The 14,892-nt window shown below is 47.8% G+C and carries 15 protein-coding genes; 12 read left to right on the top strand and 3 right to left on the bottom strand.

Features of this window, described 5'->3' with window-relative positions:
• Positions 1 to 53 precede the first annotated feature (53 nt).
• From IEW26_RS05560 to msrA, 7 genes are all read left to right on the top strand, one after another.
• Positions 54 to 368 carry a DUF3817 domain-containing protein gene (locus IEW26_RS05560; protein WP_188591565.1) on the top strand — a complete coding sequence of 105 codons (315 nt, stop codon included), beginning with the start codon at positions 54 to 56 and terminating at the stop codon, positions 366 to 368.
• A gap of 274 nt (positions 369 to 642) precedes the next feature.
• Positions 643 to 1,461 carry a TerC family protein gene (locus tag IEW26_RS05555; protein WP_188591564.1) on the top strand — a complete coding sequence of 273 codons (819 nt, stop codon included), beginning with the start codon at positions 643 to 645 and terminating at the stop codon, positions 1,459 to 1,461.
• A 523-nt stretch (positions 1,462 to 1,984) separates the two neighbouring features.
• Positions 1,985 to 3,448, top strand: a complete 1,464-nt coding sequence (locus tag IEW26_RS05550) for an RtcB family protein (RefSeq protein ID WP_188591563.1) — start codon at positions 1,985 to 1,987, stop codon at positions 3,446 to 3,448.
• Positions 3,448 to 4,761 (top strand): AAA family ATPase, encoded by a 1,314-nt coding sequence (locus tag IEW26_RS05545; RefSeq protein ID WP_188591562.1) that lies wholly within the window; start codon positions 3,448 to 3,450, stop codon positions 4,759 to 4,761. The genes IEW26_RS05550 and IEW26_RS05545 overlap by 1 nt, the downstream gene beginning before the upstream one ends.
• 317 nt (positions 4,762 to 5,078) lie before the next feature.
• Complete coding sequence (locus tag IEW26_RS05540) at positions 5,079 to 5,336, top strand: GlsB/YeaQ/YmgE family stress response membrane protein (RefSeq protein WP_145406117.1); 258 nt, start codon at positions 5,079 to 5,081, stop codon at positions 5,334 to 5,336.
• A gap of 22 nt (positions 5,337 to 5,358) precedes the next feature.
• Positions 5,359 to 5,592, top strand: a complete 234-nt coding sequence (locus IEW26_RS05535) for a hypothetical protein (RefSeq protein WP_229729669.1) — start codon at positions 5,359 to 5,361, stop codon at positions 5,590 to 5,592.
• Between the two features lie 12 nt (positions 5,593 to 5,604).
• Positions 5,605 to 6,135, top strand: coding sequence for a peptide-methionine (S)-S-oxide reductase MsrA (msrA, locus tag IEW26_RS05530; protein ID WP_268237022.1), 531 nt, complete (start codon positions 5,605 to 5,607; stop codon positions 6,133 to 6,135).
• Positions 6,136 to 6,212: 77 nt separating this feature from the next.
• On the opposite strand, the gene IEW26_RS05525 is transcribed toward msrA, so the two are convergent.
• Positions 6,213 to 7,484, bottom strand: a complete 1,272-nt coding sequence (locus IEW26_RS05525) for a hypothetical protein (RefSeq protein WP_188591559.1) — start codon at positions 7,482 to 7,484, stop codon at positions 6,213 to 6,215.
• Between the two features lie 249 nt (positions 7,485 to 7,733).
• Between IEW26_RS05525 and IEW26_RS05520 the strand changes: the two genes are divergently transcribed.
• Complete coding sequence (locus tag IEW26_RS05520; protein ID WP_145406121.1) at positions 7,734 to 8,324, top strand: restriction endonuclease; 591 nt, start codon at positions 7,734 to 7,736, stop codon at positions 8,322 to 8,324.
• Between the two features lie 155 nt (positions 8,325 to 8,479).
• Positions 8,480 to 8,725 carry a ribosome rescue factor BrfA gene (brfA, locus tag IEW26_RS05515; RefSeq protein ID WP_188591558.1) on the top strand — a complete coding sequence of 82 codons (246 nt, stop codon included), beginning with the start codon at positions 8,480 to 8,482 and terminating at the stop codon, positions 8,723 to 8,725.
• A gap of 102 nt (positions 8,726 to 8,827) precedes the next feature.
• Here brfA and fabV read toward each other — a convergent pair whose 3' ends face one another.
• The gene (gene fabV / locus IEW26_RS05510) at positions 8,828 to 10,024 is read right to left on the bottom strand and encodes an enoyl-ACP reductase FabV (protein ID WP_188591557.1); all 1,197 of its coding nucleotides are present in this window, start codon (positions 10,022 to 10,024) and stop codon (positions 8,828 to 8,830) included.
• Positions 10,025 to 10,378: 354 nt separating this feature from the next.
• Between fabV and IEW26_RS05505 the strand changes: the two genes are divergently transcribed.
• From IEW26_RS05505 to IEW26_RS05495, 3 genes are all read left to right on the top strand, one after another.
• Complete coding sequence (locus IEW26_RS05505) at positions 10,379 to 11,662, top strand: XRE family transcriptional regulator (protein ID WP_188591556.1); 1,284 nt, start codon at positions 10,379 to 10,381, stop codon at positions 11,660 to 11,662.
• 1,014 nt (positions 11,663 to 12,676) lie between these two features.
• Positions 12,677 to 13,096: a hypothetical protein gene (locus IEW26_RS05500; protein WP_188591555.1), complete on the top strand. Its 420-nt coding sequence runs from the start codon at positions 12,677 to 12,679 to the stop codon at positions 13,094 to 13,096.
• A gap of 209 nt (positions 13,097 to 13,305) precedes the next feature.
• Positions 13,306 to 14,100, top strand: coding sequence for a hypothetical protein (locus IEW26_RS05495; protein WP_145406126.1), 795 nt, complete (start codon positions 13,306 to 13,308; stop codon positions 14,098 to 14,100).
• A gap of 104 nt (positions 14,101 to 14,204) precedes the next feature.
• Here IEW26_RS05495 and IEW26_RS05490 read toward each other — a convergent pair whose 3' ends face one another.
• Complete coding sequence (locus IEW26_RS05490) at positions 14,205 to 14,882, bottom strand: hypothetical protein (RefSeq protein WP_188591554.1); 678 nt, start codon at positions 14,880 to 14,882, stop codon at positions 14,205 to 14,207.
• Positions 14,883 to 14,892: the final 10 nt, after the last annotated feature.

The raw sequence follows: 14,892 nt of genomic DNA, 5'->3' as shown, positions 1-14,892 counted from the left end.
CTGTACAGGATATACTATGCGTTTCTTGCATATAGAAGCAGGGGGATAAAAAAATGTTACGTTCAATGCTGGGGCGTTTCCGGCTGATGTTGTGGTTACAGGGAATATCGTATCTATTATTATTATTTGTTGCTTTTCCCCTGCGTGATGCAGGCATCATGCCTCAAGCCGTCACGTGGTTTGGCAATTTATACGGATTTCTGTTTTTGATGTACCTTTTGTTTATGGTGTCCTTATACACGGTTCAGAAATGGCAATTGCGCCGTCCCATAGCACTCTTTTTCGTGTCATTTGTACCACTGGGCAACATGATTTACGACTTTTTTGTTTTTCGAAAATTGTACCGTGAATCCGTAAATAAAGCTTGACTTTATTTTATGTTATGAAATATGATGTTTACATGTTATTCATCGGTTGTACTAAAACTACATATTCCTGTTAAAGGGGAGTAGCTTTTACAATAAAGTCGTCAATTCGGGATCACATCCCCGGCTTTATTGGCAGCATTTCGTTGTTAGCGAGACCTTTACCAAGTATACATGCTCGGTAAAGGTTTCTTTTTGTGGTTATAAAAGGACCTTGCCAGTAATGGTAAAGGTCCTTTTTTTTGTACATTATAAGGATATTAAGGAGGAGTCAATGTTGGATGCAGCATTATTATTGGAATACGGGTGGGTGCTTCTGGTCCTGGTAGTCCTTGAAGGATTGCTTGCAGCAGATAATGCTTTGGTGCTTGCAATTATGGTCAAACATTTGCCAGAGGAGAAGCGTAAAAAAGCGTTGTTTTATGGTTTGCTGGGCGCATTTATTTTCCGTCTTGGTTCTTTGTTCCTTATCTCGTTCCTGGTCGATGTATGGCAGGTCCAAGCGATTGGAGCACTTTATCTCCTGTACATCTCGATTAACCATATCGTTAAGAAGATTATAGGCAGCCGCAATAAAACGGATGAAGCTGTGGAAGATACACCTAAAAAACCGAAAAAACAATCCGGTTTCTGGATGACCGTGTTTAAGGTTGAAGTAGCGGATATTGCCTTTGCAGTGGACTCGATTCTGGCTGCTGTAGCGTTGGCCGTGGCTCTGCCTCCGAGTGGTTTGCCGCCAATAGGCGGATTGGATGGCGGTCAGTTTATCGTCATTTTCCTGGGTGGTTTTATCGGGCTTGTGATCATGCGTTTTGCCGCTTCATTTTTCGTAAAATTGCTTCATTCCCGTCCGGGTCTCGAAGTAGCTGCTTTTGTCATCGTAGGTTGGGTAGGGGTCAAGTTATCCGTAATTACGCTGGCTCACCCGGCACTCGGTGTTCTGGATGAGCATTTCCCCGAAAATAAAATATGGAAATTCGGATTTTATATTGTGTTAATTGCGATTGCTGTGTGTGGATGGTTCCTGTCATCCAAGGTTCCAGCGAAGGAGAATGAAAACCCGGTTGAAGAACTGGAGAAGCAGACTGAATTGTAAAGTTCTCCTGAAGAAAAATGGCTATGGAGGAGGCGTCTTCGGACGACCTCCTCTTTTTGCGCAGGTGCACACGGGTTTCACGTGTACATCAATATTTTCCAAGGAAAGGGTTGACAACCGAAAAGATGTGCCCTTAATATAGTACTATCAATGATGAAGGGAGGCCGAGAGACATGACGCTTGGTTATAATTTGAATTCGACACAACGTAACTTGGACACAACTGCATATCCGGCTCATCGTCTTTTTGGCCTCATACGGTCGACATAAAAGAAAAGGCATATTGATTATGGAATGACATGACATTCTATGAGCAATATGTGTTCTTCGCGATATCAAGCGATGGATGACAGGTACAGACTCGATTTGTCCTGTTACCCATTATTGTCATGCAGTATAAGCCATGGACGACGAGTCCATGGTTTTTTTTATATTTTTTTTAAATAATTACACAAGTTGAATTGTTTTCAACTTATATAACAGCAAACTGAATTTGCTGAACGCACAGAAAGGAATAAACTTTTATGAATATTGAGAACAATCCATTTACAAACTTGAGCGAGCCAACGGAAGGCTTTCGCCATCAAGTTCATCTACCAGCGGGAGAACTCACCGTATATGCTGCTCAGCAGCTGTTCTCTTCTCTGGATTATAAAGTATTCGAGATGGCCAACAATAATCTGCAAATTCCCGGCATTTCTTATATGGGGTATACTCCGGATGTGCATGTCGGTGTAGGAACATGTACCGGCACAACGGCTGTCTGGGAGGCACAGGGTGGATATGTATCGCCGTCCATCGTAGGAAGTGACATTGGCTGCGGCATGCGTGTGCATCTGACGAATCTGCACAAGGATGATCTGAAAGAGGTTAAGCTGCGTCGCAAACTGGTCAAAGCCATTGAAAAGGTACTGCCTATGGAGGCAAACCAGCGGGGACATTACTCGGATATCAGACTAGAGCACGTCGTACGTAAAGGACTGCACGGACTCCCGAAAAAATACATTCCCGACAGCTACACTCCCAAGAAATCGACTTCACTTACACATGTAGAAAGCAGCAAGTTTACTTACGATGAAAATGTGTTAAACCTTGTCCCGGATATGACCTGGCATCGGTCTCATCGTCAGCTTGGCACATTGGGTGGCGGGAATCACTTTGCCGAGATTCAGGCGATTGAGATTGCTGAGGAAAATCGTGAAGTGGCCGAGGCTTGGGGACTGGTGGATGGACAGATCGCAATCATGATCCACTCAGGCTCCCGCGCATGGGGCGGGCATGTGAGCCAGACGAGCTCGGCTGCCATTGCCAAAGTGATGCAGCGGCTGGGACTTGGAACTTCTGATCCGAGACTGGTATTCGCCCCGCTGGAGCACGCGGAAGCAAGACACTATGTAAACATGATGTACTCTGCGTTGAATTATGCCGTGGTGAATCGTCATCTGATTGCTTATTCCATACGCGAAGCATTTCGTGATGTATTCGGGTCTAAATGTGAATTCCGTACCTTGTACGACCTGATGCATAATTATGCTTGGGAGGAGTCCCATGCAGAGCGAGGCTCCGTGTTTGTACACCGCAAAGGGGCAACTCGCGCATTGCCTGCGGGTCATCCTGATAATCCCAAGCCTTACATGGCTACGGGCCATCCGGCATTGATTCCGGGGTCTATGGGCACGGCCTCCTACATTATGGTGGGTCAGCCTGAAGGAGCAGACAATTATTATTCAATATGTCATGGCGCGGGCCGTGCCCGGTCCCGTACAGCGACTAAACGTCTGGTCACTGTGGAGGATTTTGCCGGAGCATTAGGGGTAGGTACAGCTGACGAGATTGTTGTAAATCAGAGGTCTCTCGAGTCAATTATCGATGAATCACCTCAGGCTTATAAAAATGTCGATGAAATTATAGATAGTGTTACTGGTGCCGGATTAGCACAAGTGGTAGCCAAATGCAAGCCGCTTGCTGCGGTAAAAGGAGCGAAATGATGAACCAAAATGAACTACAGATGAAAAAAGAAGAAGCAATGAAGGCCATCTACACCTATGACGAGCAGCATGATAACCGAATTCGGGTTGAAGGATATGCGGTTTATTCCAGACTGATCCGTGGCATCGGTGAAGCCCTGTTGAAGCGGTACGGCGTGGAATACAAGTTGTATTCAAGCTCGGATCCGAATAACGAATATTGGGAGCTGCTGCGTGAGGATTTACAGAACGGCAGCGCAGAGGTGGAACTGGTCGCTCGTATCTTCGAGGACCTTGAGCTTCAAACCCTGCATTATGATGACGATGGGGATGTGCCTACGTACGGTGTGCATTACTCCATCCGCAACAACGTGTTTGCTTATCCGAAGTGGGGTGTGGCTTTGGTCCGCGTTCCTTTTTTCCGCGAGAACGGGATCTACAGTGAGGACTTTGTGTTTGCTATCGGCGATGAAGAGATGAAGCAGTTTCTTGGCAGTGTACGGGAACGGGAACGTCAGCAAAATATGAAAAAGGTCACGGTATATACGGATGCCCGCAACGGGAGTGACCGTCATGTAGAGTCCATCACACGTTCAGTAAGCAGAGAAGATGTAGTCCTTTCTGCACAGATCAAGCAGGATATTTTCCGCTCGCTGGACCAGTTCTTTGAAGCGGATCGCTCCTTCTATCGCGATTATGATATTCCTTATAAACGCGGCATACTGCTCTATGGTCACCCGGGAAACGGAAAGACCACACTGGTAAAATCAATCGCAGGCAGCATTCCCGGACCGGCTGCTTACTGGCAAATAACCGAATACACCAACAGCGAGTCGGTACGTGAAGTGTTTGACGCAGCCAAACGACTGGCACCGATGGTGCTGATTATCGAGGACATTGATTCGATGCCGGATGAGGTGCGTTCCTTTTTCCTGAATACACTGGATGGCGCGACGTCCAAGGAAGGCATTTTCCTCATTGGCACAACCAATTATCCTGAGAAAATCGATCCGGGTCTGATGAACCGTGCTGGTCGTTTCGACCGGGCTTATGAAATTCCGCTGCCAGATGAGGCCTTGCGTTTACAATATTTGCGTCAGCGAGGATTTGGCGCATTTGCGGGTGAAGAAGGCACCATAGAGGCGGCACGTCTGACAGATACGTTCTCGCTTGCACAACTCGGGGAATTGTATGTCAGTGCAGCGCTGGAGTGGCATCAAAATGGGCGCACAGACATTGTTCAGGTGATTCAATCCATGCGTGGGGAACTGGACAAGAGTCATAAACACAACTGGCTTGCTCAGCCGGGCAAGGGTCGAGCAGGATTTTATTGATTTGATGAAGATGATGATGCATCTTTCGGCACAATTGCACCTGCCATAAATATAAATTCATCTGGTCTGGGTATACTAACCTTGTCTCTGATAACATAGAATGACTTTCGGGAGGTACCTATCGCAGCCATGTGCTGATGAAATGCCGGATACTGACACGGCCTGTCGCCATGCCTCAACGGAACGTCTGTTTAGCAGAGAAGGAAGCATTTGGATCATGGTAATATGCAACAATTTTTATGCCAATTGTTTAAATGCCTCTTGAGCGGTTAATAGTAGTCAGACGCAACAAAAACTTAAAATTAGAGGTGAATGATATGGGTTGGTTATGGTCATTAATTATCGGTGGTATCATTGGTTGGCTCGCAGGTCTGATCGTTGGTCGTGACATCCCGGGCGGTGTTATCGGTAACATTGTTGCCGGATTTATCGGTGGATGGTTAGGCGGAGTGATTCTGGGAGACATGGGACCGGAGATGGGTGGTTTCCACATTGTACCTGCATTGATTGGTGCGATCGTGCTTGTAGCTATCGTCAGCTTGATCTTCCGTTCCATGGGACGTAGCCGCGGATAAACGGCGCAATGATTACAATGTTTTGATGAAGCAGCATTTGAAACGTTTGCTGTGCAGCATGAAGCTGTACGAAACATACACATATGAGTGCTTCCAAACGAAGCCGAATGAAGAGGTTAATGAAGAGATTGATGAAGAGGTTAATGAAGAGATTGATGAAGAGGTTGATGAAGAGCTGCCTGCGGCGGCTTTCCATCAACCTCTTGTTTGTTTTACAATGGAAGAATGCAGGCATAGTCTGAGCACAGGGAGATGAAGAGGTTTGGGAATTGAAGAGAAAAAATTAGAAAAGGCAACGTTTGCCGGTGGATGCTTCTGGTGTATGGTCACTCCGTTTGAGGAACAGCCAGGCATACACGGTATTATATCGGGATATACAGGTGGTCATGTCGAAAACCCGACATATGAGCAGGTTAAGACCGGGGAAACCGGACATGTGGAAGTGGTCGAGATTACGTTTGATCCAGAGGTGTTCCCTTACGAGCATTTGCTGGAGCTGTACTGGCCTCAGATTGACCCGACAGATGACGGAGGGCAGTTTCAGGATCGTGGGACGCAGTATCGTACAGCTATCTTTGTGCACAATGAACGTCAGCGGCAGCTGGCCGAGCAATCGAAGCAGGATGTGGCTGCCAGTGGTCGGTTCACCCAGCCGATCGTGACCGAGATTCGCGATGCTGTAACCTTTTACCCCGCAGAGGATTATCATCAGGACTATCACAAGAAAAACGAGAAGCATTATAAAGAAGACCGGGCGATGTCCGGCAGAGACGAGTTCATTCAAACAAATTGGAAATAAGAGAAGCCGGAGCGGCTCCGCAAGGAGCTTATCCGGCTTTCCTCATTCCATCATGAGTGTTCGGGACTCGATGGAAATTATTTGGCGGATGAAACCTTTAGTGCATACTTGGACAGCGCATCACCCTTCATGGAATAGATGACATCGTTCGCGTAAGCCGATACATGATCCAGTGACGGAACAGCAGTGCTGACGGTGTATACGTGTATGTCTTCCAAGGTCTGCGGATCAAGGATATATCCTGTTTTGGCAAAATCCAGCTGATATAGTCCGTCCTGTGTCCGGTCCACATTCATGAGCACTGGCTTCGCATCCTGGAATAAACGTTCAGTTACCTTGCCGTTCATCGTGTACAGTTCCAGCTTCGGTCCAGTGAGTACGGTATAACCGTTCCCTGACGTTTGGATGAAGGCATTGCCAGCAATGGCACGACCCCATGCAAGCTTGCCATCCGTGCCAAACCCCATCAGTCGGTTGCCTGTGCTTGCAAAGTTGGCACGCATGATGATGGAGCCGTCCTCCAGAATAGCCAGTGAATCACCGCCGCCATCGCCTTGTGTACTTGCATCTGCCGGGAATTGATAGAAGGACAGACGGGTGAACGAGGCATCGTAAATTTCAATTTTAGGGTTTGCAGCGGGCTGCCAGAAGCTGCCTGACTTCACCTGTTTACTTGCATCAACGACAATTCGGTCATGACCTGCCTGAAGCACCGTGCCTGAGATCGTTTTCTCGCTCAGCAGTTTTCCTTTGCTGTCATACAGCGAGAGTGTAGAGCGCACAGAGCCGTTTGCCTGCACCCCCTGACTTGAAGCCACCAGCAGATTATCATTATTCATGAGAGATATATTGGCTGAAGCATTTATATTTTTAACCCAATTGGTCTTACCCGAAGTGTTGAAGGAGTAGAGTTTTTTGCTTTTATCCGAATACTCCATGTACACATAGGCTGTACCATTGTTTGTATACCAGGAATTGGAGTAGGTCGTATAAGGCCCGCTTTTCTCATGGAAAATGGTGCTCCATTTGACTTGACCTGTCTTGGCATCCAGTGCCTGCAGTGAATCAAGCTGCCAATCCAGTGTCGTTTTGCTGCTCGTTTTGATCACAGGCTGGGAGGAGTGAACGTAGACCAGATTTTTGGATGGTACAGCGTAAATATTGTGGATCATCACTTCTTTCTCTGTATTGGCCTCTGTCAGCATCAGAGAAGATGAGGTCCAGGCTGGTTTTGGAAGAGATTCTGTGGCTGCCGCCGCGTGTGCTGCTGTGTTCATGTTCAGGAAAAGCATGCTGCTGAGCAGCAGGGCAGCCCATGTTGTCGTCTTGTGTTTGTTCGTTGGATACAAGTGAGAAACCACCTTTCGTCTTCGGTCAAAATAGAACCGATGGAAGAATTCTACCATTATATTCTAGTATAATTCAACCAGGCACGTTGTAACCTTTTCGTACTTTTGATATGTAAATTCGTTGTTTAAAGAAGCGGAACAGTTACAGCGCATTCATCTTCTTCCGATGTGTTTCGAAGTTTGATATATTTAGTGCTGTAACATGAGCTGCACGGAAGGTACGGAGCAAGCCGGACAAGGAGAACAGACATGAATTGGAGTGAAAACCTGACTTTATTGATCCTCGCAGGCATCGCCCTGTTGTTACTGCTGACCTGGATCATAAGGAGAATAGTATATCGCGGGCAGCGGATACGGAGCGAGGCGAATCCTCAGAAAATTACGATCAAGGATATTGATCAAATGCAGGATGGCTCCGAATTTGAATTGTATCTATACAATCTGTTAGGGCAGCTAGGCTACGATGAGGTTCACAAAACGACAGGCAGCCGGGATTTCGGAGCAGATCTCGTTTTTGTGGACAGACTGGGCAGAAGAAGTGTTGTGCAAGCGAAGCGTTATGGAGCAAATCATCCAGTGGGTCTGGGCGCGGTGCAGGAAATCTACACGTCGATGCGTTATTATGAGGCAGAACGTTCGATTGTACTGACTTCTGCCCGGTATACGGAGTCCTGCCGAATACTGGCAGCGGTGAACGGGGTAAAGCTGCTGGACCGCGAGGATTTGATGGAGCTGATCCGTCTCTTCAAATCGCGCAGGCTGGACGAGGCGCTGGAACTGATCGAAGAGGAGGATCACGAGCCCATTGAAACGTGGCAATCCCGGCGAAGGCGCACTTGATGTCAGACGGGCGCGGCCTTGAGCGCGGGGATGGAGGGTTTCTTTTACATAAAAGGGATGTGAAACGGGTCTCAGGCTTAGCTGCACCTTCACTTGTAACGCTGCACATGATATATTGAACGTATATCAATTGAAGAAGGAGTGTGTAATGGGTTATGGCACGTACACAGACACAAAAAGCGTTGCGCAAAGCAGCACGGTCAGGGCAGTGGTGTCCCGAGCAAAGCCGGAGAATCAATGGAGATTATGGGGCGTTATCCCAGCATGTTCGTCTGACGCCAACCAAACAGGAAAAATTGCAAAAGGTCAAACACAAGAAGCAGATCATCCAGGATGGTGGTGCTTCTTTTTATTTTGTCTTGGAGCGGAGTGTGTTAGGAGGCGTTCACCAGGAAGGCTGATTGTATGAGTGAATACTGCATAAAATATGGTATAAATGCTGCATTAAAATGAAAAAAGAGAGAAGCCGTGCAGCTCCTCCCCCAAATAAAACAACATCAATTTTATGACTGAACAAGATGTGGAACTTCTACGTTTGGATCAACGTCAGCTTCATAATCGACCCCATCGGTTTCAAAACCGAATAGCTGGAAAAACTCGCGGCGGTAGCCTTCCAGATCGGACAGGTCATAGATGTTCTCGGTTGTCAGCTCGTTCCAGATCTTCGCAACTTCCTCCTGCACGTCTGCTCTCATCTCCCAATCATCGATCCGAATACGTCCTTGCTCATCGGTCGGCACATCACCGCCCGCATACAGACGATCTGCAAACAGCCGCTGCAGCTGTTCGATGCAGCCTTCATGCAGTCCTTTTTCCTTCATCACTTTGTACAAAGCGGAAATATACAGCGGCACAACCGGTATTGCAGAGCTGGACTGGGTGACAAGCGCTTTGGCTACGGTAACGTAGGCACGTCCGCCTGTTGCACTCAGACGTTCATGCATTTTGCGTGCTGTTGCTTCCAGGTGGTCCTTCGCCTGACCAATGGAGCCTTCACGATAGATCGCATGTGTCAGCTCAGGCCCGATGTAGGAGAAAGCAATGGTCGTAGCGTTGTCTGCAAGTACGCCGCCTTGCTGCAGTGCATCCATCCACAGCTCCCAGTCCTCGCCGCCCATCACGTTGATGGTCTGACGAATCTCTTCTTCTGTAGCAGGTTCAAGCGTGACCGAACTGATCTCACCTGTATGGAAGTTTACGGTTTTGTTCGTATAGGATTGTCCAATCGGCTTCAGCACCGAGTTGAACACTTCACCTGTATTTGGATCGGTACGGCGCGCGGAAGCAACGCTGTAAACGACCAGATCCACCTGACCGAATTCGCTGCGGATCAGCTCGACGGCTTTGTCGCGGGTTTCGTTGGCAAAAGCATCACCCGTGATGCTATACGATTTCAGGCCTGCGGCGTCAGCAGCCTTCTCGAAGGCTGCAGAGTTATACCATCCGGCAGAAGCGGTACGCTTGTCCGTAGAGCTGGACGGGCGGTAGATGCCGATTGTATTGGCTCCTGCTCCAAAAGCGGATACGATCCGTGAAGCCAGGCCATAACCTGTAGACGCACCAATGACAAGCACGTTGCGTGGGCCCTGGATGGCTGGCTGGGATTTTACATAATCAATCTGCTCCTGAACTTGTGCCGCACAGCCGACAGGATGGGACGTTGTGCAGATAAAACCACGTGTTCTTGGTTTAATAATCATTATTGTGACACCCTTTCGTGTTCAATTCATGTTTTAATCATGGTCAAAGCATAATCGTTTCATTTGTGCTGCTGCTTGTCTTCATACTCCACATGTTCCATACTCTTCATGCTCTAATCGTTCCAGACTCTGAATGAATGCTCTAATGTGGGTATGCATCTTCCCTATTGTAAAACAATTATGTTCGAAACGGAAACCGTTTTGATCATTTTTACTGCAAGTCTGGCTATTGAGGAGTTATTTTGGGATGATAGGTTTTATCAGAATGATTAGACTTCTTGCGGAGTGAGAAGGTATAAGATTATTTTTATTGATGAAAAGGTTATAACGTGATGATGAAAGGATAGACTTGGCATGTTAAAAGAACGGATTGAGTATTTGAGCAAACGAAAACAAATTGCACGCAAAGACCTTGTAGAAGGTCTGGTTACGCAAGCTCATTTTGCCAACATTCTCGCAGAACGGTATCCGCTGCCCGAGGATCTGGCGGAGAGTATTGCCGGGCGTCTGGGGGTGAGCGCCCCCTATCTGCTGAGTGCCAATGCACAAGACGAGCAGACGATGGCGCGGGCAGAGCAGATTTTTGCACAGATGTCCGTACCGGCCACAATGATCCAGGAGGAAGAGGTGCATGCACTGGAGGATCGGCATGATTCACTCGTGATTGAGTTAACAACGGCTCTCATGAAGGCAGTATATTATCAGCAATTAAATGACGCTGCGGCGCATGAATATATTCATACATCGTATCTCAATTTTTATCTGGAGAAGCTTGGCCGCCCGGATGATGTACAGCTTCCCCGGCCGCTCAGCAAAGCGCTGCTTTTCTATAAAATTCAATATTATCGCTCCAAGCTGGCCTATGTGGATGTGCTGACTCACGTGACAAGACTGAGCAGTCTGACGGAGCCGGGCAGTGAACTGTGGCTGTCCATTCAGAATGTCCAGATGGAGGCATATATTCAGACCCGGCAGTACGAGGCGGCGAAAAACACGTTTGAACAGACGATGAAGCATGTCTATGATCAGCGTTTGTTTCACCGATTGTCCAGTCTGTATGTGGCCTACAGTGGCTATTGTTTTACGATGGGGCTTGTACAGGAAGCGCTGTCCGCCTTGTCGATGGCCGAGGCGAATTTGGTATATGCCGGGAATCCGGGGGATCTGGTGACTGCGATTGCGAATAACCGGATTGTGATGTTAACGATGTCAGGTGAACTCGACCAGGCACAAGCGGAGATTGAGCGCTTCGAGAACCTGCTCCGTGCCGAAACGGAGGAGACACAGCAGGCGATGAAGCCGTTGCTCTGGGTGTACCGCTGCGAGGTAGCCTCGGCCCGAAAAAGCTGGGGCGTGCTGGCGCAAGGGGTACATCAGTTGTTAAGCTGTGCTGGCACAGAGGATCAGCGGATGAATGCCGTCTTCTATCAGAGTCAGCTGGCTCTGGCGCACGGTGAACAGGATGTGTTTTTGACGCATGCGCAGGCATGTTTGCCTTATTTCGAGAGTATCCAGCAGTCGATGCGTTTGGAGTCATTATATGAAGGACTGGCTGTAGTGAGTGAGGATCAGCGGCGGTACAAGGAAGCAGCAGCGTATTATCGCAAACTGGTGTATTTGCTGCGCAATTCCCGCTAAAGGTCGGACGAGGTGGCAAGGTGTGTTGAAATCTGGAGAAATAGTAAGGTCTGGAGAGCTAGTTGGTGCGGTGAAGTGCTCGAAGGAAATGAAGGGGGAGGGGGACATTTAGAAGGTAAAGCTGTGGATTGTGGACGGGTGAGGGCTGAGAGGATATGAAGGAAAGTAAAGCTATAGGCGTCGGGGGCGGGGAGATGGATATAGAGCAAGTAAGAATATGGACAAGCATGATGGTAGGAGGGAATGAAGGAAAGTAAAGTAATAGATAGTGGGCGGCGAGTGGCAGGAAAGCACTAAAGAAAGTGAAGCGTGGCTGGATAAACTAAGTAAGGTAAAGTAAGTAGCGAAAGCGAAAGTGTAGCGGTGAGACAAAGTAACTTTAAAGATTTCTATGGGGAGACTTTGGCTAGAATGCTCCGACATGATGGGTTTTATGATTCTAACGATTTCAGGAGACGCTATTTGAGCGATATCACACGTTTTTATTTTCTAACGATTTGAGGAAGCCCTATTTAGGAATTCTGATGTGGAAATGGGCAATTTTCTGGCGATTTGAGTGAAATAAGGTTTCTGGGGATCGTTACAATTTTAGAACGCCACATATCGCTTCAATAAGCTTATCTGGATTCGTTAGAATCATTAGCTGCGTCTGGCTCATGTTCAATATGAGAGTGAATCTTAGGTTTCATATTGAACCGCTCTGAGGCATTCTTGCAGGTTACTTGCAGGCGTACATGGGTACATATGTATCTAAAAAATGGGTGTCGGGCTGGGATGAGCAACTGAAATTCAAGGTAATGTTACAAAAATAAACGCTTGAATGCTCATTGAGTCAGGCCGAATATTCATTTTTATTGGGGAAAGCAGGGCACAGGGGCAAATATCTCGATGAAGTTGTGTCTGTAACAGACGCATTTCCTCGGTTTTTTTGTATGTGTCCGGATGTGTATTCAGGGCTGTCACGTTGTGTTTATAATTAAGCATACCCAATAAAAAACAAATGAGGTGCTTGATATGATGGGATGGTTTACACGTGAAAATAAACAGGAAGATGCGATTGCCAAAGCGGATCGCACGATAAATAGCGGGCTTACGGGTTTGCTGATGAAAGGTTTTGTACCTAAAGAACATCGGGATGCCATCAATCAAAGTTTGGACTCGGCTAAGCAGGCACAATTGGCTGCCAGCGGTTCGCTGCCCCTGACGGCAACCGGGACCGTGCTCAGTGTATCGGATACAGGGAAATTAATTAATTTTGATCCGATTGTGGTACTTGTGCTCGAGGTAACTGAAACGAACGGTCTCACCTATCAGCGCACGATGGAAACACTGGTGTCCAAACTGCAGATTCCGCGTACCGGTGATCTTGTTGGTTTGGGGCAGAATCCGGCAAATCCGTCTGAACTGATCTACATGGGGCTGCTGTCGGTGTAGGAAGAGCGGCGTGAAGGCGTTTCGAGATTGGATCAAGTTTATCTAGGATCAGGCCGATACTGTTGTGCCAGTGCCATTTGTGAGCACATGTAGATAATAAATGCGACAGGACGTATCGTTTCATGGACAGGACTGTAGGGGAAATAAGAGATGGTGAATAAGTTGTTACAGATAACAACGTTAAATAGACATAAAAAAGGGTGATTGATATGAGTCGTTTTTTCAGATTAATCGGTTTGCTTATGGTATTGGGGGCGGGGATCTCTCCCGTGGTAGCGCAGTGGCTCTGGGATGATCCGTTTATGGTCATGCAGGCGTGGTGGTTTAAACCGATGATTTTTGGCGGAATTGGGCTGATGGTGTTGACATCTATATTGGGTACAAGTCTGGGACAGCGCAAGATCAAATCAGGACTGCCGGCGCTTGGCGTCATTCAAAGTATACAGCAGACGGGTATCTATATTAATGAGCAGCCTGAAGTGCGAATGACGCTGAAGGTATCTCGCCAGGGACGGGAAACATATGATGCGGAGCTGAGAAGTGTCATTCCGTTGACCTCGTTGTCCCAATTTCAGCCGGGCAGTGTTATTCCGCTTGTCGTGTCCGAGAAGGATGAGCGCAAGGTCGGGCTGGATCAGCATGGAACGGTATCACAAGAACATATGCAGGAGCTGTTGAATGAAAAGATGATGCAGCAGGGCATCGCGCCCGAAATGGTGGATATTGCACGTACAGGAGAGAAGGGACTAGCCAAGATTGTAGATGTTACTCCACTCGGCAATGGAAGCAACGGCAACATCAAGCTGCAGCTGAAATTAAGTATTACGAAGCCGAACGGGGAAACCTTTGAGGTGACCACGCAAAAAGAAATTGTTCCGTCTGCGCTGGCTCAGGTCCAGCAGGGTCATATCATTAACGTCTTTTATTCCAGACAGGACCCTTCCAAGGTCGCCCTCGCACTTCAAGTGCAGGAGCAGCAGTTGAATCAGCTGTTCTCGTCCTGAACCTGCAAGTCATTAAAGCTATGCCTGCCCCAAGTCAGAACGATGACCGGAGCAGGCTTTTATTTTTCCAACGGTCTCATAGAGAAGGTCAGAAACGTGAAAAGTCATTTGGAAGCGGACTGCATCAGCATGGCCCGAAATGAGGAGCAAAGAGTCTGCGCATGCAGTTCAAGCTTCTCCCGGCTGTACTGCTGTTCATCCAATAATGATTCGTGATCGAACCATACGACAGCATAGTCTCGCTCTTGATCAGGCTTATTAGCATCCCAGCACACGGGACCTGCTCCATCTTCATAGGAAGCAAAAGGAATATATCCCGCCTCAATCAGTGTTGGCCATGCGGACCAAAGCTTACGAATTTCCTCCAGAGGGGAGTCCGAAGGCAGGTTGGGCAATGCAATTGTACATCCATCGTAACGGAGATATACGTTTAGAACGTATCTAGTGCTCAGATAAGCGGCGTACAGCGGCGGCACAGAAAAAGCGGCACCGCACGCATCAGAGCGAGGTCTGATCAAAGCTTCAGCCAGTTCGTCAATCTGCTCCTCGGTAACTGCCGAATCCAGCATTCTCCAGTGAACCCAGCCCTCTTCGTCAACCTCACCATCCTGCATCTCCACAGGCACGCCCGCGTCATCTTCATTCATTTTGGCTGGAAGGGACATCAGTATATCCCGGTGGGGGGAATCAAAGTATGCATCGAGCCAGCTTTGGATATACAGCCGATCCTCTTTCAGTATCTGTGTGTCACCCAACGTGTTCACAGCCTTTCTGGTTTCCATTTTTCACTTC

It is taken from the genome of Paenibacillus silvae (genome assembly GCF_014639235.1).
Classification (GTDB): Bacteria; Bacillota; Bacilli; order Paenibacillales; family Paenibacillaceae; genus Paenibacillus; species Paenibacillus silvae.
Note: the sequence above shows the minus strand (reverse complement) of the source record. Positions and strands in the feature narration are given on the sequence as shown.

Bases quoted from the DNA above. Each gene is read 5' to 3' on its own strand.
- IEW26_RS05560 (WP_188591565.1), top strand. From the start codon at position 54: ATGTTACGTTCAATGCTGGGGCGTTTCCGGCTGATGTTGTGGTTACAG.
- IEW26_RS05550 (WP_188591563.1), top strand. From the start codon at position 1,985: ATGAATATTGAGAACAATCCATTTACAAACTTGAGCGAGCCAACGGAA.
- IEW26_RS05545 (WP_188591562.1), top strand. From the start codon at position 3,448: ATGAACCAAAATGAACTACAGATGAAAAAAGAAGAAGCAATGAAGGCC.
- IEW26_RS05540 (WP_145406117.1), top strand. From the start codon at position 5,079: ATGGGTTGGTTATGGTCATTAATTATCGGTGGTATCATTGGTTGGCTC.
- IEW26_RS05520 (WP_145406121.1), top strand. From the start codon at position 7,734: ATGAATTGGAGTGAAAACCTGACTTTATTGATCCTCGCAGGCATCGCC.
- brfA (WP_188591558.1), top strand. From the start codon at position 8,480: ATGGCACGTACACAGACACAAAAAGCGTTGCGCAAAGCAGCACGGTCA.
- fabV (WP_188591557.1), bottom strand. From the start codon at position 10,024: ATGATTATTAAACCAAGAACACGTGGTTTTATCTGCACAACGTCCCAT.
- IEW26_RS05505 (WP_188591556.1), top strand. From the start codon at position 10,379: ATGTTAAAAGAACGGATTGAGTATTTGAGCAAACGAAAACAAATTGCA.
- IEW26_RS05500 (WP_188591555.1), top strand. From the start codon at position 12,677: ATGATGGGATGGTTTACACGTGAAAATAAACAGGAAGATGCGATTGCC.
- IEW26_RS05495 (WP_145406126.1), top strand. From the start codon at position 13,306: ATGAGTCGTTTTTTCAGATTAATCGGTTTGCTTATGGTATTGGGGGCG.
- IEW26_RS05490 (WP_188591554.1), bottom strand. From the start codon at position 14,882: ATGGAAACCAGAAAGGCTGTGAACACGTTGGGTGACACACAGATACTG.